Source organism: Streptococcus halitosis (assembly GCF_003143695.2).
Taxonomy (GTDB): Bacteria; Bacillota; Bacilli; order Lactobacillales; family Streptococcaceae; genus Streptococcus; species Streptococcus halitosis.
Genome location: NZ_QEMY02000001.1, coordinates 828,883 through 850,759 on the forward strand (window position 1 = coordinate 828,883; position 21,877 = coordinate 850,759).

The window sequence follows — 21,877 nt, forward strand, 5'->3', positions numbered from 1 at the left end:
TATGGTACAATGAAAAGTACTGAGCTTCACCTGTTTGCTCTATTATTTTATATGTAAAAAAAGGTGAAAATTGGAAATTTTTCTAGAAAAGAGTCTTAGTTGTATGAGAAAATTCAATAGTCATTCGATTCCTATTCGGCTTAATTTACTGTTTGCGATTGTCATCCTGTTGTTTATGGCCATTATTGGTCGATTGTTATATATGCAGGTGCTCAATAAGGATTTTTATGAAACAAAATTGGCTTCAGCCAGCCAGACAAGGGTAACAACCAGTTCAGCTCGTGGACAGATCTATGATGCAGCAGGGAAACCCTTGGTAGAAAACACTGTCAAGCAAGTTGTTTCTTTCACACGAAACAATAAAATGACGGCAGCTGAATTGAAGGAGACAGCCAAGAAACTCCTCACTTATGTAAATGTAACCTCCCCTGATCTGACAGATCGACAGATTGCAGATTATTACCTGGCGGACCAGGACGTTTACAAAAAAACAGTCGAATCCTTGCCAAGTGATAAACGCCTAGATTCAGATGGGAACCGCTTATCTGAAGCGACTCTCTACAATAATGCAGTTGAAAGTATTGACGTGAGTCAACTCAATTATACAGATGACCAGAAAAAGGAAATCTATCTCTTTAGTCAACTCAATGCCGTTGAAAATTTTGCGACGGGCACCATTTCTACGGATGCCTTGAATGATACCCAAGTTGCTCTCGTTGCATCAGCATCCAAGGAATTACCAGGGATTAGTATTTCAACTTCATGGGATCGGAAAGTCCTAGACACTTCTTTGTCTTCAATTGTAGGTAGTGTATCAAGTGAAAAATCAGGTCTTCCAGCGGAGGAAGTGGACGCTTATTTGAAAAAAGGATATTCTCTCAATGACCGAGTGGGAACTTCCTATCTTGAAAAGCAATATGAAGATGTTCTTCAAGGCAAACGCTCCGTCAAGGAAATCCACCTTGACAAACACGGAAATATGGAAAGTGTAGAAAATGTCGAAGAAGGAAGCAAAGGAAACAACATCAAACTAACGATTGACCTAACTTTCCAGAATGGTGTAGATGACCTACTCAAGAGCTACTTCAACTCAGAGTTGGGTAACGGTGGAGCTAAATACTCTGAAGGGGTCTACGCTGTAGCCCTCAATCCTAAAACCGGTGCAGTTCTAGCGATGTCGGGTGTCAAGCATAATGTCGAATCCGGTGAATTAAGTTCAGATTCGCTTGGAACGATAACCAATGTCTTTGTTCCAGGATCTGTCGTTAAGGCGGCAACCCTTAGCTCTGGTTGGGAAAATGGGGTCTTGTCAGGCAATCAAACCTTGACAGATCAGCCGATTGTTTTCCAAGGTTCGGCTCCGATCAATTCATGGTATACCTTATCCTATGGCTCCTTCCCTATCACAGCAGTTGAGGCTTTGGAGTACTCTTCTAATACCTACATGGTTCAGACTGCGCTAGGGATCATGGGGCAGACCTACCAGCCAAATATGATAGTCGCAACTGATCAGTTAGAGACTGCAATGGGCAAATTGCGATCAACTTTTGGGGAATATGGACTCGGAGCTTCAACAGAGATTGACCTCCCAGATGAATCTACAGGATTTACACCAAAAGAATTTGATTTGGCCAACTATATTAATAACGCCTTTGGCCAGTTTGATAACTACACACCTATGCAGTTAGCCCAGTATGTCGCAACCATTGCAAACAATGGCGTACGATTGGCTCCTCACATCGTTGAGGGAGTTTATGGAAACAATGAACAAGGTGGCTTAGGCAATCTAGTTCAAGAAACAGCCACCAAGGAACTGAACAAGATCAATATCTCAGAAGCGGATATGGCTCTCTTGCACCAAGGTTTCTATCAAGTTTCGCATGGAACGAGCGCTCTGACAACTGGTCGTGCCTTTTCAAATGGCGCAGCCGTTTCCATCAGCGGGAAAACGGGTACTGCCGAAAGTTACGTTAATGGTGGTCAAAAAGCCAATAATACCAACGCAGTCGCCTATGCACCGACCGAAAATCCCCAAATCGCGGTCGCAGTCGTCTTTCCTCATAACACCAACCTAACAAATGGTGTCGGACCTTCAATTGCGCGTGATATTATCAACCTTTATCACCAACACCATCCAATGAATTAGAAAGGAACTTATGCTGTATCCAACACCTATTGCCAAGCTGATTGACAGCTATTCAAAGCTTCCGGGTATCGGGATTAAAACGGCTACCCGCCTAGCCTTCTATACCATTGGAATGTCTGATGACGATGTCAATGAATTTGCCAAAAATCTCCTGTCTGCTAAACGGGAATTGACCTATTGTTCCATCTGTGGTCGCTTGACCGATGATGACCCTTGCTCGATCTGTACAGATCCGACTCGAGACCAGACAACCATCTTAGTGCTAGAGGATAGTCGCGATGTGGCTGCTATGGAAAATATCCAAGAATACCACGGACTCTATCATGTCTTGCACGGTCTCATTTCTCCTATGAATGGTATCAGTCCAGACGATATCAATCTCAAGAGCCTCATGACCCGTCTCATGGATAGTGAGGTTTCAGAGGTAATCGTGGCAACCAATGCGACAGCAGATGGGGAAGCGACGTCTATGTACCTCTCTCGTTTGCTCAAACCAGCTGGTATCAAGGTCACTCGCCTAGCACGAGGCCTAGCCGTGGGAGCAGATATCGAGTATGCGGATGAGGTCACACTTTTACGAGCCATTGAAAATCGGACAGAGTTGTAGGTGAAGACCAGTTGACAAACTCAATTCATTATACAAAAATCGAGGAGACCGACTTTGTTTTTATCGGTCTCTTTTTATGTTTTTTGAAGATCAGTATTAGCTTCAAGTTTTAAAAAAAAAGTAAATATGATATACTAAAGAACGAGTATTCTATTAGAATTAGGACAAGTAATATGAAACAAACGATTATTCTTTTATACGGCGGACGCAGTGCAGAACGTGAAGTGTCTGTATTGTCAGCTGAAAGTGTCATGCGTGCGGTCAACTACGACCGTTTCACAGTCAAGACTTTCTTTATCAGCCAGTCAGGTGACTTTATCAAAACACAGGAATTTAGCCGGACTCCAGGTCAAGAGGATCGTCTCATGACAAATGCGACTATTGACTGGGGCAAGAAAATAGCGCCAAGTGCCATCTACGAAGAAGGTGCAGTGGTCTTCCCAGTCCTTCATGGTCCGATGGGAGAAGATGGTTCTGTTCAAGGATTTCTTGAAGTTTTGAAAATGCCCTATGTCGGCTGCAATATCTTGTCATCAAGCCTTGCCATGGATAAAATCACGACCAAGCGAGTTTTAGAATCTGTAGGGATTGCCCAAGTTCCTTATGTGGCCATCGTTGAAGGTGATGATGTGACTTCTAAAATCGCTGAAGTTGAAGAAAAATTGACTTATCCAGTCTTCACGAAACCGTCAAACATGGGTTCAAGTGTCGGTATTTCTAAGTCTGAAAACCAAGAAGAACTCCGTCAAGCCTTAGAACTTGCCTTCCAATATGACAGCCGTGTCTTGGTAGAGCAAGGGGTGAATGCCCGTGAAATCGAGGTTGGTCTTTTGGGCAACTACGATGTTAAGAGCACGCTTCCTGGTGAAGTGGTCAAGGATGTTGCCTTTTATGACTACGATGCCAAGTATATTGACAACAAGATTACCATGGACATCCCAGCCAAGATTAGTGATGATGTAGTAGCTGTCATGCGTCAAAATGCAGAAACTGCCTTCCGTGCGATCGGTGGCCTTGGTCTATCTCGTTGTGATTTCTTCTATACAGATAAGGGCGAGGTTTTCCTAAACGAGCTCAATACCATGCCAGGTTTTACCCAGTGGTCTATGTACCCACTACTTTGGGACAATATGGGAATCAGCTATCCAGAACTAATCGAGCGTTTGGTTGACCTTGCTAAGGAGAGCTTTAACAAGCACGAAGCGCATTTGCTATAAAATGAAAGAAGGGGTAGAAGCCAGAATCGTCACTGTAGGTGATTAGAGTTCTCAGACTTCAACCCTTTTTAAAGGAGTAGAAATGAAACTAACAATCCATGAAGTCGCCCAAGCTGTTGGAGCTAAAAATGATGTCAGTATCTTTGAGGATGCCCAGTTAGAAAAGGCTGAGTTTGACAGTCGTTTGATTGGGACGGGAGATTTGTTTGTGCCCCTCAAAGGTGCACGTGATGGTCATGACTTTATCGAAACAGCTTTTGAAAATGGTGCAGCAGTAACCTTGTCTGAGAAAGAGGTTGCAAATCATCCCTACATTTTAGTAGATGACGTTTTGTCTGCCTTTCAAACCCTAGCTGCCTACTATCTTGAAAAAACAGCAGTTGATGTCTTTGCGGTAACGGGTTCAAATGGTAAAACAACGACCAAGGATATGTTGGCGCACTTGCTATCAACAACCTACAAGACCTACAAAACTCAAGGCAATTACAATAACGAGATTGGACTTCCCTACACAGTTCTCCACATGCCTGAAGGGACAGAAAAGTTGGTCTTGGAGATGGGGCAGGATCACTTGGGAGATATCCATCTTTTGTCTGAATTGGCTCATCCTAAGACAGCCATCGTGACCTTGGTTGGAGAAGCTCATTTGGCCTTTTTCAAAGACCGTTCAGAGATTGCTAAAGGGAAAATGCAAATTGCAGATGGTATGGCTTCGAATTCCTTGCTATTAGCACCAACTGATTCGATTGTAGAGGACTACTTGCCTACTGACAAAAAGGTAGTTCGTTTTGGGCAAGGGGCAGAATTGGAAATCACAGACTTGGTCGAACGCAAGGATAGTCTGACCTTTAAGGCCAATTTCTTGGAACAAGCCCTCGATTTGCCAGTGACAGGTAAGTACAATGCCACCAATGCTATGATTGCATCTTATGTTGCCCTACAAGAAGGAGTTTCAGAGGAACAGATTCATCAGGCCTTTCAGAACCTAGAATTGACCCGTAATCGTACTGAGTGGAAGAAAGCAGCCAATGGAGCAGATATCCTGTCAGATGTCTACAATGCCAATCCAACTGCTATGAAGTTGATTTTGGAGACATTCTCTGCCATCCCAGCTAATGAAGGGGGCAAGAAAATCGCTGTCTTAGCGGACATGAAGGAACTTGGTGACCAGTCTGTTCAACTCCATAACCAGATGATTTTGAGCCTCTCGCCAGATGTGCTGGATACCGTTATTTTCTACGGAGAAGACATTGCCGAATTGGCACAACTAGCTAGTCAAATATTCCCAATCGGTCATGTATTCTACTTTAAGAAAACTGCGAGCGAAGATCAATTTGAAGACCTAGTCAAGCAGGTTAAGGAAAGCCTCGGTGCCAATGATCAAATTTTGCTCAAAGGCTCGAACTCCATGAATCTAGCCAAGTTGGTAGAAAGTTTAGAAAATGAATGCAAATGATTTTGCCAAGTATCTTCAAAGAATGTTAGCTATTACGGATACTGGATTAACCTTTACAAAAGATCCTTTTGACCGTGAGCGCTATGAGGACTTGCGAAGCCTGTTATCTGAAATGTTGAATCAGGTATCAGACCTCGATACAGAAGAAGTGGCAGAAGTCTTGAAACCAACTTCCGCTTATGCAACTCCTCTGATGGACGTCCGTGCTTGGATTGTTGAGGATGAAAAAGTATGTTTAGTTAGAGGAAAAGGAGAGGATAGTTGGGCTTTGCCAGGTGGATTTGGTGAAGTCGGCTACTCTCCAACCGAAAATATTCTCAAAGAAATTGAAGAAGAAACCGGCTTTACAGCAAAAGCTGAAAGGTTACTTGCAGTTTTTGACACCAATCGTTTCCAACTACAGAGCAAACAATATGCAAAGTTTGTCTTTGAATGCCAACTTCTTGATGGACAATTTCAAGAGAATCAAGAAATTGCTGAGCTTCAATTTTTTGCCATTGACCAATTGCCAGTCTTATCTGAAAAACGCATCACCAAGGAGCAAATGGAGATTCTTTGGCAAGTTTATAAAGGACAAAGAGACCAATATGTCGATTAGTTTGTGCTAGAGAAGTCGACAAATCAAAAAAGGGTGTCTGTAAAGTGCATTTCTGCAATACAAATGATATAATAGGTTGCGAATTTAAGACGCAAGTGTTCTATGAATAGCATAGAATCAAGTTTTTTCAAAAAATTTAAAAGCTGGAGAAAGTGAATTTTTTACTGCCTCTAGCTAGATGAACGAGGAATAGAATATGAATTTGTGGGATAAATTATTTACCACGCAGATATCAGAACCGCCCCAGTTTGAACTCCACTGGTATATTGGTTTGTTATGTTTACTGGCCTTTACTTTCTACGCTTCTTATCGTTTTCGCGACAAAGTGGCTTACCAACGATTTATTCAGATTCTTCAATCTGTTCAACTGATTGTTCTGTATGGCTGGTATTGGGGAAACCATCTGCCCCTGTCAGAAAGTTTACCCTTCTATCATTGCCGTGTTGCCATGTTTGTCTTGCTCCTGATCCCGGGAACCTCTAAGTACAAGCAATACTTTGCCCTTCTAGGAGTCTTTGGAGCAACAGCAGCTCTGGCGTATCCACTATTTGATCCTTATCCGTTTCCACACGTGACCATCCTGTCCTTCATTATCGGACATGTGGCACTTTTGGGAAATGCACTCTTATACTTGTTTAAAAACTATGAAGCTTCCCTGCTCAGCTTCAAAAATGTAGCGGTGATTACCTTCACCTTGAACGCTTTGATATGGGTTGTTAATTTAGTTGTCAGTGGGGATTATGGTTTCTTAACGAGACCGCCACTTGTTGGAAATCACGGACAACTTTTGAATTACCTTATTGTTTCGAGCGTTATCGTGATAGCAATTTGCGTAACAGCAAAATTGCTAGAGATTTTTTTACAGCAAAAATCGGAAGAATTTATTCAAGAGAAGGTCTAAAAAGACCTTCTTTTTTTGATGGGTTATAAATATTATCGAATTGTTGACAAGAACATCAAAAACTTTTTCCAGAAGAAAAATTTTCTAATATGTTCTCAAAAAACATGCAGGAAATTTACGAAAAACTAAGCATGATTAGTTTTTTTGTGTTATAATATTCTTTGAATAGCTATGCCCAAACATAGTTATTAAATAGAAGTGAGAAACTTGGAAGATAGAGAGGATGCGATGTAATGACTAGAGATGGTTTTTTTACAGGCTTAGATATCGGAACTAGCTCCATTAAGGTGTTAGTTGCTGAGCATAGAGATGGCGAAGTAAATGTAATTGGTGTTAGTAATGCCAAAAGTAAAGGTGTAAAAGACGGAATTATTGTTGATATTGAAGCGGCTGCTTCGGCAATCAAATCCGCAATCACACAGGCAGAAGAGAAAGCAGGTATTTCTATCAAGTCTGTCAACGTTGGTCTTCCAGCAAATCTTCTGCAGGTCGAACCAACACAAGGAATGATTCCTGTAACATCAGATACAAAAGAAATCACAGATCAGGATGTTGAAGATGTTGTTAAATCAGCTTTGACAAAGAGCATGACTCCTGATCGTGAAGTGATTACCTTTATTCCAGAAGAATTCATCGTGGATGGTTTCCAAGGAATCCGTGATCCTCGTGGTATGATGGGTGTCCGTTTGGAAATGCGTGGTCTGCTTTACACAGGTCCTCGTACGATTCTACACAATCTTCGCAAGACGGTCGAACGTGTAGGTATCCAGGTTGATAATGTGATTATTTCACCTTTGGCGATTGTGAACTCAGTCCTCAATGAAGGCGAGCGTGAATTTGGTGCGACTGTCATTGACATGGGTGGAGGTCAGACTACTGTAGCGACTATCCGCAATCAAGAATTGCAATTCACCAACATCTACCAAGAAGGTGGAGATTACGTTACAAAAGACATCTCTAAAGTCTTGAAAACATCTCAAAAGATTGCAGAAAGTTTGAAACTGAACTATGGTGAAGCTTATGTTCCGCTAGCAAGTAATGAAACTTTCCAAGTTGAAGTAATTGGCGAAGTAGAGCCTGTTGAAGTGACAGAGAGCTACTTGGCAGAAATTATCTCAGCACGTATCAAACATATCTTTGACCAAATCAAACAAGAGTTGGAAAGAAGACACTTGTTGGATTTGCCAGGAGGTATCGTCCTTATCGGTGGAAATGCAATTTTGCCGGGCGTTGTTGAATTAGCCCAAGAAGTATTTGGTGTTCGTGTAAAACTCTATGTACCAAATCAGGTTGGAATTCGCAACCCTGCATTTGCTCACGTAATTAGTTTATCTGAGTTTGCTGGTAAATTGACTGAAGTCAATCTTCTTGCTCAAAAAGCAGTTAAAGGAGATGAATTCCTTCGTCAAAAACCAATTAACTTTGGCATTCCAAATCAACGTTTGAATCCTGTGGCGCAACCAGGCCCAACGCAGCCAACTCCAGTTGAAACTGTACAGGAAACTCCAGTTGCTCCAAAGGAAGAATTCCAAGCAAGTTCTCAAAGTAAACCGAAGCTAACAGAACGTTTCCGTGGTTTAATCGGAAGCATGTTTGATGAATAAAAGAGGATAAGAAATTATGACATTTTCATTTGATACAGCAGCAGCTCAAGGCGCAGTTATTAAGGTAATTGGTGTCGGTGGTGGTGGTGGCAACGCCATCAACCGCATGGTTGACGAAGGTGTTGCTGGTGTAGAATTTATCGCAGCCAACACTGATGTACAAGCACTTAGCAGTACGAAAGCAGAAACCGTTATCCAACTTGGTCCAAAATTGACTCGTGGTTTGGGTGCTGGAGGTCGTCCAGAAGTTGGACGTAAAGCTGCAGAGGAAAGCGAAGAAGCTTTGACGGAAGCAATCAGCGGTGCAGACATGGTCTTCATCACTGCTGGTATGGGTGGTGGATCTGGTACAGGTGCTGCCCCTGTTATTGCACGTATCGCTAAAGATCTTGGTGCTCTCACAGTTGGTGTCGTGACACGTCCTTTCGGATTTGAAGGAAGCAAACGTGGTCAGTACGCTGTAGAAGGAATCAATGAACTTCGCGAGCATGTTGATACTTTGTTGATTATCTCTAACAATAACTTGCTTGAAATTGTTGACAAGAAAACACCGCTTCTTGAAGCTCTTAGTGAAGCAGATAACGTTCTTCGTCAAGGTGTTCAAGGGATCACTGACTTGATCACGAACCCAGGATTGATTAACCTTGACTTTGCTGACGTGAAGACTGTAATGGCAAACAAAGGGAATGCCCTTATGGGTATCGGTATCGGTAGTGGTGAAGAACGCGTTGTTGAAGCGGCGCGTAAAGCAATTTACTCTCCACTTCTTGAAACAACTATAGATGGTGCAGAGGATGTGATTGTCAACGTTACTGGTGGTCTTGATTTGACTTTGATTGAAGCAGAAGAAGCTTCAGAAATTGTCAATCAAGCAGCTGGCAAAGGTGTAAACATCTGGCTTGGAACATCTATCGACGAAAGCATGAAGGATGAAATCCGTGTGACTGTTGTAGCGACAGGTGTTCGTCAAGAACGACTAGAAAAAGTAGTCGGGTCTGCTACCAACCAACCAGTTGGTCGACCATCAACTAAAACTCCACAAGCACACACATTTGACCGTCAATTCGACTTGGAAGAGACAGCAGAACTGCCTAAATCAAGTCCGCGTCGCTTTGAAACCAACCAAGCATCTGCTTTTGGAGATTGGGACTTGCGCCGTGAGTCAATTGTTCGCCAAACAGATCCCGTTGTTTCACCAGTTGAACGCTTTGAAACACCAGTTCCACAAGATGAGGATGAATTGGATACACCTCCATTCTTCAAAAATCGTTAATCAATGAATTTGAAAAAAAATACTGAATTAGTTTTTCAGCAAATTGCTGATGCTAGTCAAAAAGCCAACCGTAATCTAGATGCTGTTTCAGTAATCGCAGTGACAAAATATGTAGATGTACAAACAGCGGAAGCTTTGCTTCCGCTTGGCATCTATCATATCGGTGAAAATCGGGTTGATAAATTTTTAGAAAAATATCAGGCCTTGAAAGATTACCCAGTCACTTGGCATTTAATAGGAACACTACAGAGACGGAAAGTAAAAGAAGTAATCCCATATGTGGATTACTTTCATGCTTTAGACTCCCTAAAATTAGCCCAGGAAATTCAAAAGAGAACAGATCATGTTATCAAGTGTTTCTTGCAGGTTAATATTTCTGGGGAAGAAAGTAAGCATGGGTTTTCAAAAGAAGAATTGCTAGAACTTTTGCCAGAATTGGCTAAGTTAGATCAGATTGAGTATGTTGGTTTAATGACCATGGCTCCTTTTGAGGCAGACAGTGATGAATTGAAAGAAATTTTCAAGGATACGCAGGCTCTGCAAGCAGAAATTAGAGAAAAACAAATCCCTAATATGCCGATGACAGAGCTAAGCATGGGAATGAGTCGTGACTTTAAAGAAGCGATTCAGTTCGGCTCAACCTTTGTTCGAATCGGTACAGCATTTTTTAAATAGGAGAGAGCTATGTCTTTAAAAGATAGATTCGATAAATTTATAGATTATTTTACAGAAGATGGAGAAGACGTGACTAACTACCAGACTCAACAAGAGGAAACAGTTAGCCCAGCCATCTCATCTTCTAAAGAATTACCAGCATCTGCTCAGCCGGGCTCAGTAAAAGATGCGAATATTACTCGCCTCCATGCTCGTCAACAAGAGTTGGCAAAGCAAAACCATCACTCAGATGAGAAAGTGACGATTGATGTTCGTTATCCAAGAAAGTATGAGGATGCAACTGAGATTGTTGATTTGTTAACTGGAAATGAAAGTATCTTGATTGATTTCCAATACATGACAGAAGTACAAGCGCGTCGCTGCCTTGATTACTTGGATGGAGCTCGTCACGTCTTGGCTGGAAATATGAAAAAAGTTGCGAGTACGATGTATCTATTGACGCCTGTCAACGTTATCGTGAATATTGAAGATATCAAACTTCCAGATGAATCACAAGGTGCCGAGTTCGGCTTTGATATTAAACGAAATAGAGCAAGATAATGATTTTCTTAATCCGTTTAATTCAAAATGCGGTTAGCATTTACTCCATCATTCTCGTTGCATTTGCTCTTCTTTCATGGTTTCCAAATGCCTATGAAAGTCAACTAGGTCGCTTAGTCATCAGACTTGCTCGTCCAGTTATTGAGCCACTTCGTAAGCTCAATTTACAATTTGCTGGTCTTGATTTCACGGTTTGGGTCGCGCTGATTCTAATCCAGTTTCTTGGAAATATCTTAACACGACTAGTACTATTACTATGACAGTAAATCGATCCATTTATCAGCATTTTTCCCAAGATGATATTCCCTTTATTGACAAGGGATTAGAGTGGATAAGGCGGGTAGAAGATACATATGTACCGGTGCTTACTCCTTTTATCAATCCCCATCAAGAACAGATTTTAAGGGTGCTTGCTGGGACATATGGACTGGGTTGCCAAAGTAGTGGTGATTTTCTTCCGACAGAGTCGGTTCGTGTTCTTCTCTATCCAGATTACTTTGAACCGGAAATATCAGATTTTGAAATGGCCTTGTTGGAAATTTGCTATCCGAGTAAGTTTGAACAGCTGAGCCATGGAAAAATATTGGGAACAATCATCAACCAGCTAGGAATTGACCGTAAATTATTTGGTGATATCTTGGTAGATGAAAAGAGAGCACAGATTTTTGTCAATCGTGATTTTATTCCTCTTTTTCAGGATGGGATAAGAAGGATTGGCAGACTTCCTGTATCGCTGGAGGAACGTCCTTTTACCGATAGGATTATATCTAAAATTGACTTTAGAGAACGAGAAATTTTAGTTTCGAGTTTTCGATTGGATGCCCTCTTATCAAGTGCCTTGAAATTATCTAGAAATCAAACTAGTCAACTGATTGAGAAAAAATCTGTTCAGGTGAACTATCATCTGGTTGAAAAATCTGATTACCAGGTTGCCGTTGGAGATTTGATCAGTGTGAGAAAGTTTGGTCGTCTAAAAGTTGTTAAAGACAATGGACAGACAAAAAAAGACAAGATAAAATTAAGCATTCAATTATTATTAAGTAAGTGAGGAAAAGTATGCCAATTACATCGTTAGAAATTAAAGATAAAACCTTTGGTACAAGATTTAGAGGTTTTGACCCAGAAGAAGTAGATGAATTTCTTGATATCGTTGTTCGTGACTATGAAGATTTGGTTCGTAGCAATCATGATAAAGAGACACGCATTAAGAGTTTGGAAGAACGTTTGTCTTACTTTGATGAGATGAAAGATTCCTTGAGTCAATCAGTTTTGATTGCTCAAGATACTGCGGAGCGTGTCAAACAGGCTGCTCAAGAACGTTCAAACAATATTATTCAACAAGCTGAACAAGACGCTCAGCGTTTGCTTGAAGAAGCAAAATACAAGGCAAATGAAATTCTTCGTCAGGCAACAGATAACGCTAAGAAAGTGGCTGTTGAGACAGAAGAGTTGAAGAACAAGAGTCGTGTATTCCATCAACGCCTCAAGTCTACGATTGAAAGTCAATTGGCTATTGTTGAGTCATCTGATTGGGAAGACATTCTTCGCCCAACAGCAACGTATCTTCAAACAAGCGATGAAGCCTTTAAAGAAGTGGTGGGTGAAGTTCTTGGTGAAACTATTCCTTCTCAACCAGAGGAAGAGCCAATTGATATGACTCGTCAATTCACACCAGAAGAGGTTGCTGAATTGCAAGCTCGTATCGAGGCTGGAAATAAAGAATTAGCTGAGTTTGAAGCTCAACAAAATCAACATACAGATGAAAGTGAACAACATGAAGAGTCAGTTGACGTAGAAGCTACTGCAGCAACTGAGGAAGATGCAAACAAAGAATCTGTTCTTATCCTATAAAAGTAAATGTGAGAACAAAATCTAACCAACTATATTTTCAGCGAGCGGGAGATGGTGTGAGCCCTGCAATCCCTAGTCGTTAGATTATCCTCTCAACGAATTCAGTCTGAAAACAGTAAGACTGGACGTTCCCCACGTTACGGGAAAAGAGGAAAAGAGACCCTGTCTTTTTTCGAACAAAGGTGGTACCACGATTTTCGTCCTTTTTGGAAGTCGTGGTTTTTAATTTGTTAATATTTATAAAGGAGATACCATGAAACTCAAAGATACCCTTAACCTTGGGAAAACAGCTTTCCCAATGCGTGCAGGACTTCCTACCAAAGAGCCAGTTTGGCAAAAGGAATGGGAAGATGCAAAGCTTTACCAACGTCGTCAAGAATTGAACCAAGGAAAACCGCATTTCACCTTGCACGATGGACCTCCATATGCAAACGGAAATATCCACGTTGGACATGCCATGAACAAGATTTCCAAAGATATTATTGTTCGTTCTAAGTCTATGTCAGGATTTTACGCACCTTATATTCCTGGTTGGGATACACATGGTCTGCCAATCGAGCAAGTCTTGGCAAAACAAGGCGTGAAACGTAAAGAAATGGACTTGGTTGAGTACTTGAAACTTTGCCGCGAGTATGCTCTTTCCCAAGTAGATAAACAACGCGAAGACTTTAAACGTTTGGGTGTTTCTGGTGACTGGGAAAACCCTTATGTGACCTTGACTCCGGACTATGAAGCAGCTCAAATCCGTGTCTTCGGTGAAATGGCTAAAAAAGGCTATATCTACCGTGGGGCCAAGCCAGTTTACTGGTCATGGTCTTCTGAGTCAGCCCTTGCTGAAGCGGAAATTGAGTACCATGACTTGCTTTCAACTTCCCTTTACTATGCTAACCGCGTCAAAGATGGTAAAGGTGTCCTAGATACAGATACTTATATCGTCGTATGGACAACAACTCCATTCACTATCACAGCTTCTCGTGGTTTGACAGTTGGAGCAGATATTGATTATGTATTGGTACAACCAGCTGGCGAATCTCGTAAGTTTGTGGTTGCTTCAGAATTACTGAATAGTCTTTCTGAGAAATTTGGCTGGGCTGATGTTCAGGTATTGGCGACCTACCGTGGTCAAGAATTGAATAAAATTGTGACAGCTCACCCATGGGATACAGCTGTAGATGAGTTGGTGATCCTCGGTGACCACGTTACAACTGACTCTGGTACTGGTATTGTCCATACAGCCCCTGGTTTTGGTGAGGACGACTACAATGTTGGTGTTGCCAACGGCCTTGAAGTTGCTGTAACAGTTAACGAACGCGGTATTATGATGGAAAATGCCGGCCCTGAATTTGCAGGTCAATTCTACGACAAGGTTGTTCCAACTGTTATCGAAAAACTGGGCGATTTGCTCCTTGCTCAAGAAGAAATTTCTCACTCATACCCATTTGACTGGCGTACCAAGAAACCAATCATCTGGCGAGCTGTTCCACAGTGGTTTGCCTCTGTATCTAAATTCCGCCAAGAAATCTTGGATGAAATTGAAAAAGTGAAGTTCCACTCAGAATGGGGTAAAGTTCGTCTTTACAACATGATTCGTGATCGTGGCGACTGGGTTATCTCTCGTCAACGTGCTTGGGGAGTTCCACTTCCTATCTTTTATGCTGAAGACGGAACACCAATCATGACAGCTGAGACTATTGAACATATAGCTCAACTCTTTGAGGAACACGGTTCTATCATCTGGTGGGAACGTGATGCTAAGAACCTCTTGCCAGAAGGATTTACTCATCCAGGTTCACCAAATGGCGAGTTCAAGAAAGAAACAGATATCATGGACGTATGGTTTGACTCAGGTTCATCATGGAATGGAGTAGTGGTCAACCGTCCAGAACTCAAATACCCAGCAGACCTCTACTTAGAAGGCTCTGACCAATACCGTGGTTGGTTCAACTCATCACTTATCACATCTGTTGCTAACCATGGCGTTGCTCCTTACAAACAAATCTTGTCACAAGGATTTGCCCTTGACGGTAAAGGTGAGAAGATGTCTAAATCTCTTGGGAATACCATTGCTCCAAGCGATGTTGAAAAACAATTTGGTGCGGAAATCTTGCGTCTCTGGGTAACAAGTGTAGACTCAAGCAACGACGTGCGTATCTCTATGGATATCTTGAGCCAAGTCTCTGAAACTTACCGTAAGATCCGAAACACCCTTCGTTTCTTGATTGCCAACACTTCTGACTTTAACCCAACTCAAGACGCAGTAGCCTACGATGAGCTTCGTTCAGTTGATAAGTACATGACCATCCGCTTTAACCAGCTTGTTAAGACCATTCGTGATGCCTATGCTGACTTTGAATTTTTGACAATCTACAAGGCCTTGGTGAACTTTATTAACGTTGATTTGTCTGCCTTCTACCTTGACTTCGCTAAAGATGTTGTTTACATCGAAGGTGCCAAATCACTTGAACGTCGTCAAATGCAGACTGTTTTCTATGATATTCTTGTGAAAATCACCAAACTCTTGACACCAATCCTTCCTCACACTGCAGAAGAAATCTGGTCATATCTTGAGTTTGAAGAAGAGGAATTCGTTCAATTGTCAGAATTGCCAGAAGCGGAAACTTTTGCTAATCAAGAAGAAATCTTGGATACCTGGGCAGCCTTCATGGACTTCCGCGGACAAGCTCAAAAAGCCTTGGAAGAAGCTCGTAATGCAAAAGTAATCGGTAAATCACTTGAAGCTCACTTGACAGTTTATCCAAACGAAGTTGTGAAAACTCTTCTTGGAGCGGTGGATAGCAATGTGGCTCAACTTTTGATTGTGTCAGAATTGACTATTGCAGAAGGACTAGCTCCAGAAGGCGCAGTTAGCTTTGAGGATGTTGCCTTCACAGTTGAACGCGCTGCGGGTGAAGTCTGTGATCGTTGCCGTCGTATCGATCCAACTACTGCTGAACGCAGCTATCATGCAGTCATCTGCGACCACTGTGCAAGCATCGTAGAAGAAAACTTTGCGGATGCAGTTGCAGAAGGATTTGAAGCGAAATAATCAGAAAGAGACTGAGAAAGGTCACTAAAATCATAAAAACGCATAGTATCAAGAGTTCAAGTGCTTTGATATTATGCGTTTTATCATGGGAAAATTTACTAGCCCATTTCCTAGAATGAAGTTCTTCCTGGCCTGTCCGTGTAGATAATTAATATAATCAACTATTCAGTTTTCTCATAATTTTATATTTCTACTAATTATAAAGAGACTGTAGAACTTAAAATTATTTTTTGAAAATCAATATTTATTATAAAATTTTATAAGATTGTTTAATTTTTAGATAAATTATGATAGAATAATACCTATAAAAATTTTAAGGAGATTATTATGAAAACAAATACACTTGCTCGTGTCAACGCTATTTTTGGTCTTATTTCAGGAATTGTATTACTTTTAGCGCCAGTCATCATGTTTATCATGGCTGTTGGAGCTGCTGCGGCAACTGAAGACGCAGATGTAACGGTTGGGACATTGACAGGGCTCTCAATTATTTTGTCATTGGTTAAAATTGCTGTTTTAGTATTGGGAATTGTGGCTATTGTTTATTATAAAGATGATGAACGTGTTACGAATGCACCTTCTGTCTTGCTCATTGTAGGTGGTGCGGTCGGCTTGATTCCATTTTTAGGATGGGTAGGTGGAATTCTAACCATTATTGGTGGTTCACTTTACTTTGGAACATTGAAAAAATTTGTAATTGAAGAGTAGTAGTTTTCCAATTATTTGGACGGGACTATTTCATCCTCTATCAAGAACAATTATGATAGTACGATAAAGAGAAGACTGCTAAGCTCTTCTCTTTTTAGTTGATTTTAACTAGCTTTTTTGTGAAAAATTGTGTAAAATAGAATAGATAAACGAGGGAAACCTCGAAAAATAAAAGGAGAATCCATCTAATGGTAAAATTGGTTTTTGCTCGCCACGGTGAGTCTGAATGGAACAAAGCTAACCTTTTCACTGGTTGGGCTGATGTTGATTTGTCTGATAAAGGAACACAACAAGCGATTGACGCTGGTAAATTGATCAAAGAAGCTGGTATCGAATTTGACCAAGCTTACACTTCAGTATTGAAACGTGCGATCAAAACAACAAACTTGGCTCTTGAAGCTGCTGACCAATTGTGGGTTCCAGTTGAAAAATCATGGCGCTTGAACGAACGTCACTATGGTGGTTTGACTGGTAAAAACAAAGCTGAAGCTGCTGAACAATTTGGTGATGAGCAAGTTCACATCTGGCGTCGTTCATACGATGTATTGCCTCCTGCAATGCCTCATGATGACGAATACTCAGCTCACACTGACCGTCGTTACGCTTCACTTGACGACTCAGTCATTCCAGATGCTGAAAACTTGAAAGTGACTTTGGAACGTGCCCTTCCATTCTGGGAAGACAAAATCGCTCCAGCACTTAAAGATGGTAAAAACGTATTCGTAGGAGCTCACGGTAACTCAATCCGTGCCCTTGTAAAACACATCAAACACTTGTCAGATGATGAAATCATGGGTGTAGAAATCCCTAACTTCCCACCATTGGTATTCGAATTCGACGAAAAATTGAACGTCGTAAAAGAATACTACCTTGGAAAATAATCTATAAACAGAAAGCCTAGGAATCCTAGGCTTTTTTGTTTTTGCTTCTGGTTTCCAACTAGTTGAAAAAGCGTTATAATGATAACAGGAAGTAACTTGTTTGAGAGAAGGTGTGTCTGATGGCTTATATTGAAATGAAACACAGCTACAAGCGTTACCAAGTTGGGGATACGGAGATTGTGGCTAATCGTGATGTGAATTTTGAAATTGAAAAGGGGGAGCTGGTTATTATCCTTGGCGCTTCAGGTGCTGGAAAATCAACCGTTCTCAATCTCCTAGGAGGTATGGATACCAATGATGAGGGGGAGATTTGGATTGATGGTGCTAATATTGCCAACTATAGTTCGCACCAACGAACAAACTATCGTCGTGAAGATGTAGGTTTTGTTTTTCAATTTTACAATCTGGTCTCCAATCTGACAGCCAAGGAAAATGTGGAACTGGCCTCAGAAATCGTTACAGATGCCTTGGATCCTGAGCAGGTCTTGACAGATGTAGGTCTGGCTCATCGCCTCAATAACTTTCCAGCCCAGCTTTCTGGAGGGGAGCAACAGCGAGTCTCCATTGCACGCGCTGTAGCCAAAAATCCTAAGATCCTCCTCTGTGATGAACCGACAGGTGCCTTGGATTACCAAACGGGGAAGCAAGTCTTGAAGATTCTCCAAGACATGTCTCGTCAAAAGGGGGCGACTGTGATTATTGTGACCCACAATGGCGCGCTAGCTCCTATTGCAGACCGGGTGATTCACATGCGCGATGCCACGGTTAAGAGCATGACGATCAATGAGCGTCCGCAGGATATCGATACATTGGAGTATTAGGATGAAAAAAACATACCGGAAAGACCTATTTCAGTCAGTGACGACTTCAAAGGGACGCTTTGTTTCTATCTTAACCTTGATGATGCTGGGTTCTTTAGCCCTAGTTGGCCTCAAAGTAGCCAGTCCAAACATGGAACGTACGGCAGAAGATTATCTCCGTAAAGCCAATACTCTGGATCTGGCCGTGATAGCTGATTATGGCTTGGGCAAAGAAGACCAAGACGAACTAAAGACACTTCAAGGAGCAAGTGTTGAGTTTGGCTATATGGCAGACTTAACTGTTGAACATAGTGAAGAAGCGGTTCGACTTTATTCCAAACCAGAGAGCATTTCAACCTTCCAAGTGACAGAAGGGCGACTGCCAGAAGCTAATGAGGAAATTGCCTTGGCTGATTTCTGGAAAGACCGTTATCAGATTGGAGAGACCATTACCTTTAGCAAGAAAGAAGAAAAGTCCGTCCTAAAATCCCAAACTTTCACAATTACTGGATTTGTTCAGTCGGGTGAAATCCTTTCTAAAAAAGACTTAGGGAGTGCTAGCAGTGGAAATGGAAGCTTGGCCGGTTATGGAGTGATTTTACCCAGTCAGTTTGATACAGAAGTCTACAGTATTGCGCGTGTGCGCTATGACGATTTAAAAAATCTGGATGCTTTTTCATCAGACTATAAGACCAAACGAACCCAACACCAGGAAGAGTTGCAAGACTTGCTGTCCGATAATGGTCAAAAAAGATTGACAGGTATCAAAGCAAATGGGCAAAAGAGCTTGGAAGAGGGGAAAGAACAGCTCCAAACTGCTGAAAGTAACTTTCAAAATGGCAAGAGTCAGTTAGAGCAGGCTGAAAGTCGCTTGAAAACCCAAGAAGAACAAGCGACCGCTTTACCAGAACCGCAAAAGAGTCAAATCGAGGGACAGCTGATAAAAGCAAAGGAAGAACTAGTGACTCAAAAAGAAAAACTGGCTCAGACAGAGAGTGATCTAACTAAGGAAAAAGAGAAGATTGAACAGCGTCAGAAAGAGCTTGATGAACTGGCAGAGCCGAAATACCATGTATACAACCGCCAAACTATGCTAGGTGGTCAAGGCTATCTCATGTACAGTAACGCTTCAGCAAGCATTCGTTCCGTCGGGAATATCTTCCCCGTGGTGCTTTATATGGTCGCTGCAATGGTGACCTTTACAACGATGACTCGCTTTGTAGACGAAGAACGCACCAATGCTGGTATTTTTAAGGCTCTAGGTTACCGAAATCGAGATATAGTTGCCAAGTTTGTCCTCTATGGTTTTCTTGCAGGAACTGTAGGAACCATTTTAGGAACGCTTCTAGGACATTATCTCCTTGCAGGCGTGATTTCGGATGTTATAACAGCTGGGATGGTCGTTGGTAAAAGTCAGGAGTATTTTTACTGGTCTTATAGCCTCCTTGCCCTAACCTTAAGTTGGGTATCCAGTGTTTTGCCGGCTTATTTGGTGGCACGGAGGGAACTACACGATGAAGCAGCCCAACTCTTACTTCCAAAACCTCCCGTTAAGGGATCAAAGATTTTGCTGGAACGCCTGAGCTTTATTTGGAGTCGTTTGAGTTTTACTCATAAGGTTACGGCGCGAAATATTTTCCGTTATAAGCAACGGATGTTGATGACTATTTTTGGAGTTGCAGGTTCGGTGGCTCTCTTATTTGCAGGTCTTGGCATTCAGTCTTCTGTAGGAGGAGTTGTCGAGCGTCAATTTGAACAAATCCAGCAATACCAGATGATTGTAGCGGAAAAGAGCAGTGCGACGGAGCAAGAAAAAGCAGATTTAGAAAGTGCCTTGCAAGCTGAACCTATACATGCTTATCAAAAGATTTACTCTAAATCCATTGAAAAAGATTTCAAAGGCAAAGCAGGACTTCAAACCATCACCATGATGGTTACTAGTGGAGAAGACTTCAAGCCCTTTATCACATTAGAGGAAAATGGGCGAGAGATGCAGTTCACTGATGGAGCGGTCGTGAGTCAAAAATTAGCCCAACTAGCAGGTGTTACAATTGGAGATAAGCTGGAGCTTGATGGGAAGGAAATCAAGGTCGCGGCTATTTCTGAAAACTATGTTGGACACTTTGTTTATCTCAACAGAGCGACTTACGAACAAGTCTACGATACCCGTCCACAAGACAATACCTACCTAGTAAAATTAAAAGAACCAACACCTTCCAATATCGAGAAAGAAGCGGCTAGCTTCATGGAAAAACCTGTTGTTTCTGGGGTCGTCCAAAATGCGACGGCCATCCATCTCTTTGAATCTGTAGCTAGTTCGCTCAATAAAACCATGGCCATCCTTGTCCTTGTTTCCGTTTTACTAGCCATTGTCATTCTTTACAATCTCACCAATATCAATGTGGCAGAACGTATCCGTGAACTTTCCACTATCAAGGTTCTCGGTTTCCATAATAAAGAAGTGACCCTCTATATCTACCGTGAGACTATGGTGCTGTCCCTTGTGGGAATTACTCTTGGTTTGGTAGCTGGCCACTATTTACATCAATTTTTGATTCAAATGATTTCACCAGCCACCATACTTTTTTATCCACGAGTCAGCTGGGAAGTCTATGCCCTTCCAATCGTCGCAGTGACTGTAATCTTAGCCTTATTAGGCCTCTTTGTCAATCACCACCTAAGAAAGGTAGATATGCTCGAAGCCCTGAAATCAGTAGAGTAATTCACGGGTTTAAATAGTAAATCAGTTGACAAAGTCCCTGCTTCTTGGTAGAATAAGAACTGTCGTAAAGACAAATAACTTCTTCTTGGTTGCAGGCATGCCAACCTGTCACTCGGATGAAGCCAAATAAAAAGGAGAAACATCATGGCAATCTCAAAAGAGAAAAAAAATGAAATCATCGCACAATATGCACGTCACGAAGGTGATACAGGTTCAGTAGAGGTTCAAGTTGCTGTCCTTACTTGGGAAATCAACCACCTTAACGAACACATCAAACAACACAAAAAAGACCACGCTACTTACCGTGGATTGATGAAGAAAATTGGTCGCCGTCGTAACTTGCTTGCATACTTGCGTAAAAACGACGTTAACCGTTACCGTGAGTTAATCAACTCTCTTGGACTTCGTCGCTAATCTGCTTTATTTTCCACTTACATTGCGTTGTCACCTTACCTCGATATACTCAAGTATAATCTTCGGTTACGGTTCCTAGCACTGTAAGGTAAAATAAACCAGATCATCTCCCTTCGGGGAGATTTTTTGTTTCACTAAAATTTTCGTACAATCTTTGGCTTGTCGCCTAGTCTATAAACGTTTTATCCAGCAAGAATAAAGCTCTCTGATTTCAGAGGGCTTTTTTATTGAGGTTTTATCGGTCACAATTTTGGAGACTACAAAAACAGAGCCTATTTTTTTGTTTTGATACCCATTGTTTTATCGGTCACAATTTTGGAGACTACAAAAACCTCAAATAGTATCAGCTAATTACACCATAAAGGTGCGCATCTACTCGGCTTGAAAAGTCGAGTAGCTGTCTGCAAGCCCCCTCGGAGAGCCCACACTTTACGAAGT

The 21,877-nt window shown here is 41.7% G+C and carries 19 protein-coding genes; all 19 read left to right on the forward strand.

Features of this window, described 5'->3' with window-relative positions:
• Positions 1-103: 103 nt before the first annotated feature.
• The 19 genes from pbp2b (at position 104) to rpsO (ending at position 21,439) form a co-directional block, all read left to right on the forward strand.
• Positions 104-2,146 carry a penicillin-binding protein PBP2B gene (pbp2b, locus tag DB729_RS04165; protein WP_109290166.1) on the forward strand — a complete coding sequence of 681 codons (2,043 nt, stop codon included), beginning with the start codon at positions 104-106 and terminating at the stop codon, positions 2,144-2,146.
• Positions 2,147-2,156: 10 nt separating this feature from the next.
• A complete protein-coding gene (gene recR / locus DB729_RS04170; RefSeq protein ID WP_000966754.1) occupies positions 2,157-2,753 on the forward strand; it encodes a recombination mediator RecR in 597 nt (198 codons plus the stop codon).
• Positions 2,754-2,926: 173 nt separating this feature from the next.
• Positions 2,927-3,970, forward strand: a complete 1,044-nt coding sequence (locus DB729_RS04175; protein WP_007521202.1) for a D-alanine--D-alanine ligase — start codon at positions 2,927-2,929, stop codon at positions 3,968-3,970.
• 82 nt (positions 3,971-4,052) lie between these two features.
• Positions 4,053-5,426, forward strand: coding sequence for a UDP-N-acetylmuramoyl-tripeptide--D-alanyl-D-alanine ligase (locus tag DB729_RS04180; protein WP_109290165.1), 1,374 nt, complete (start codon positions 4,053-4,055; stop codon positions 5,424-5,426).
• Entirely contained in the window at positions 5,413-6,024 is a 612-nt protein-coding gene (locus DB729_RS04185) for an NUDIX hydrolase N-terminal domain-containing protein (protein ID WP_000993247.1), read from the forward strand. The genes DB729_RS04180 and DB729_RS04185 overlap by 14 nt, the downstream gene beginning before the upstream one ends.
• Positions 6,025-6,220: 196 nt before the next feature.
• The gene (locus DB729_RS04190) at positions 6,221-6,925 is read left to right on the forward strand and encodes a YwaF family protein (RefSeq protein ID WP_007521207.1); all 705 of its coding nucleotides are present in this window, start codon (positions 6,221-6,223) and stop codon (positions 6,923-6,925) included.
• 233 nt (positions 6,926-7,158) lie between these two features.
• Entirely contained in the window at positions 7,159-8,529 is a 1,371-nt protein-coding gene (gene ftsA, locus DB729_RS04195) for a cell division protein FtsA (protein ID WP_007521209.1), read from the forward strand.
• 16 nt (positions 8,530-8,545) lie between these two features.
• Positions 8,546-9,802, forward strand: coding sequence for a cell division protein FtsZ (gene ftsZ, locus DB729_RS04200; RefSeq protein ID WP_109290164.1), 1,257 nt, complete (start codon positions 8,546-8,548; stop codon positions 9,800-9,802).
• Between the two features lie 3 nt (positions 9,803-9,805).
• On the forward strand, positions 9,806-10,477 hold the full coding sequence (locus DB729_RS04205) for a YggS family pyridoxal phosphate-dependent enzyme (protein ID WP_007521215.1): 672 nt from the start codon (positions 9,806-9,808) through the stop codon (positions 10,475-10,477).
• 9 nt (positions 10,478-10,486) lie between these two features.
• Entirely contained in the window at positions 10,487-11,017 is a 531-nt protein-coding gene (locus DB729_RS04210) for a cell division protein SepF (protein WP_000053358.1), read from the forward strand.
• A complete protein-coding gene (locus tag DB729_RS04215) occupies positions 11,017-11,277 on the forward strand; it encodes a YggT family protein (protein ID WP_000576502.1) in 261 nt (86 codons plus the stop codon). Before DB729_RS04210 ends, DB729_RS04215 begins: the two co-directional genes overlap by 1 nt.
• A complete protein-coding gene (locus DB729_RS04220; RefSeq protein WP_007521218.1) occupies positions 11,274-12,065 on the forward strand; it encodes a YlmH family RNA-binding protein in 792 nt (263 codons plus the stop codon). Before DB729_RS04215 ends, DB729_RS04220 begins: the two co-directional genes overlap by 4 nt.
• An 8-nt stretch (positions 12,066-12,073) precedes the next feature.
• Positions 12,074-12,868: a DivIVA domain-containing protein gene (locus tag DB729_RS04225; protein ID WP_001123193.1), complete on the forward strand. Its 795-nt coding sequence runs from the start codon at positions 12,074-12,076 to the stop codon at positions 12,866-12,868.
• Positions 12,869-13,121: 253 nt separating this feature from the next.
• A complete protein-coding gene (gene ileS, locus DB729_RS04230; protein ID WP_000768060.1) occupies positions 13,122-15,914 on the forward strand; it encodes an isoleucine--tRNA ligase in 2,793 nt (930 codons plus the stop codon).
• A gap of 327 nt (positions 15,915-16,241) precedes the next feature.
• Positions 16,242-16,622, forward strand: a complete 381-nt coding sequence (locus tag DB729_RS04235) for a hypothetical protein (RefSeq protein WP_000856379.1) — start codon at positions 16,242-16,244, stop codon at positions 16,620-16,622.
• A 188-nt stretch (positions 16,623-16,810) separates the two neighbouring features.
• Positions 16,811-17,503, forward strand: coding sequence for a phosphoglycerate mutase (locus tag DB729_RS04240; RefSeq protein ID WP_000240120.1), 693 nt, complete (start codon positions 16,811-16,813; stop codon positions 17,501-17,503).
• A gap of 119 nt (positions 17,504-17,622) precedes the next feature.
• Positions 17,623-18,324, forward strand: coding sequence for an ABC transporter ATP-binding protein (locus tag DB729_RS04245; RefSeq protein ID WP_000323388.1), 702 nt, complete (start codon positions 17,623-17,625; stop codon positions 18,322-18,324).
• Positions 18,320-21,025 (forward strand): ABC transporter permease, encoded by a 2,706-nt coding sequence (locus DB729_RS04250; RefSeq protein WP_165442239.1) that lies wholly within the window; start codon positions 18,320-18,322, stop codon positions 21,023-21,025. The genes DB729_RS04245 and DB729_RS04250 overlap by 5 nt, the downstream gene beginning before the upstream one ends.
• Positions 21,026-21,169: 144 nt before the next feature.
• The gene (gene rpsO / locus DB729_RS04255; protein WP_001018251.1) at positions 21,170-21,439 is read left to right on the forward strand and encodes a 30S ribosomal protein S15; all 270 of its coding nucleotides are present in this window, start codon (positions 21,170-21,172) and stop codon (positions 21,437-21,439) included.
• Positions 21,440-21,877 lie beyond the last annotated feature (438 nt).

Bases quoted from the DNA above. Each gene is read 5' to 3' on its own strand.
- DB729_RS04175 (WP_007521202.1), top strand. From the start codon at position 2,927: ATGAAACAAACGATTATTCTTTTATACGGCGGACGCAGTGCAGAACGT.
- DB729_RS04235 (WP_000856379.1), top strand. From the start codon at position 16,242: ATGAAAACAAATACACTTGCTCGTGTCAACGCTATTTTTGGTCTTATT.
- DB729_RS04240 (WP_000240120.1), top strand. From the start codon at position 16,811: ATGGTAAAATTGGTTTTTGCTCGCCACGGTGAGTCTGAATGGAACAAA.
- ftsA (WP_007521209.1), top strand. From the start codon at position 7,159: ATGACTAGAGATGGTTTTTTTACAGGCTTAGATATCGGAACTAGCTCC.
- DB729_RS04190 (WP_007521207.1), top strand. From the start codon at position 6,221: ATGAATTTGTGGGATAAATTATTTACCACGCAGATATCAGAACCGCCC.
- DB729_RS04205 (WP_007521215.1), top strand. From the start codon at position 9,806: ATGAATTTGAAAAAAAATACTGAATTAGTTTTTCAGCAAATTGCTGAT.
- DB729_RS04245 (WP_000323388.1), top strand. From the start codon at position 17,623: ATGGCTTATATTGAAATGAAACACAGCTACAAGCGTTACCAAGTTGGG.
- DB729_RS04220 (WP_007521218.1), top strand. From the start codon at position 11,274: ATGACAGTAAATCGATCCATTTATCAGCATTTTTCCCAAGATGATATT.
- pbp2b (WP_109290166.1), top strand. From the start codon at position 104: ATGAGAAAATTCAATAGTCATTCGATTCCTATTCGGCTTAATTTACTG.
- rpsO (WP_001018251.1), top strand. From the start codon at position 21,170: ATGGCAATCTCAAAAGAGAAAAAAAATGAAATCATCGCACAATATGCA.
- DB729_RS04210 (WP_000053358.1), top strand. From the start codon at position 10,487: ATGTCTTTAAAAGATAGATTCGATAAATTTATAGATTATTTTACAGAA.
- DB729_RS04215 (WP_000576502.1), top strand. From the start codon at position 11,017: ATGATTTTCTTAATCCGTTTAATTCAAAATGCGGTTAGCATTTACTCC.
- ileS (WP_000768060.1), top strand. From the start codon at position 13,122: ATGAAACTCAAAGATACCCTTAACCTTGGGAAAACAGCTTTCCCAATG.
- DB729_RS04180 (WP_109290165.1), top strand. From the start codon at position 4,053: ATGAAACTAACAATCCATGAAGTCGCCCAAGCTGTTGGAGCTAAAAAT.
- DB729_RS04225 (WP_001123193.1), top strand. From the start codon at position 12,074: ATGCCAATTACATCGTTAGAAATTAAAGATAAAACCTTTGGTACAAGA.
- ftsZ (WP_109290164.1), top strand. From the start codon at position 8,546: ATGACATTTTCATTTGATACAGCAGCAGCTCAAGGCGCAGTTATTAAG.
- DB729_RS04185 (WP_000993247.1), top strand. From the start codon at position 5,413: ATGAATGCAAATGATTTTGCCAAGTATCTTCAAAGAATGTTAGCTATT.
- recR (WP_000966754.1), top strand. From the start codon at position 2,157: ATGCTGTATCCAACACCTATTGCCAAGCTGATTGACAGCTATTCAAAG.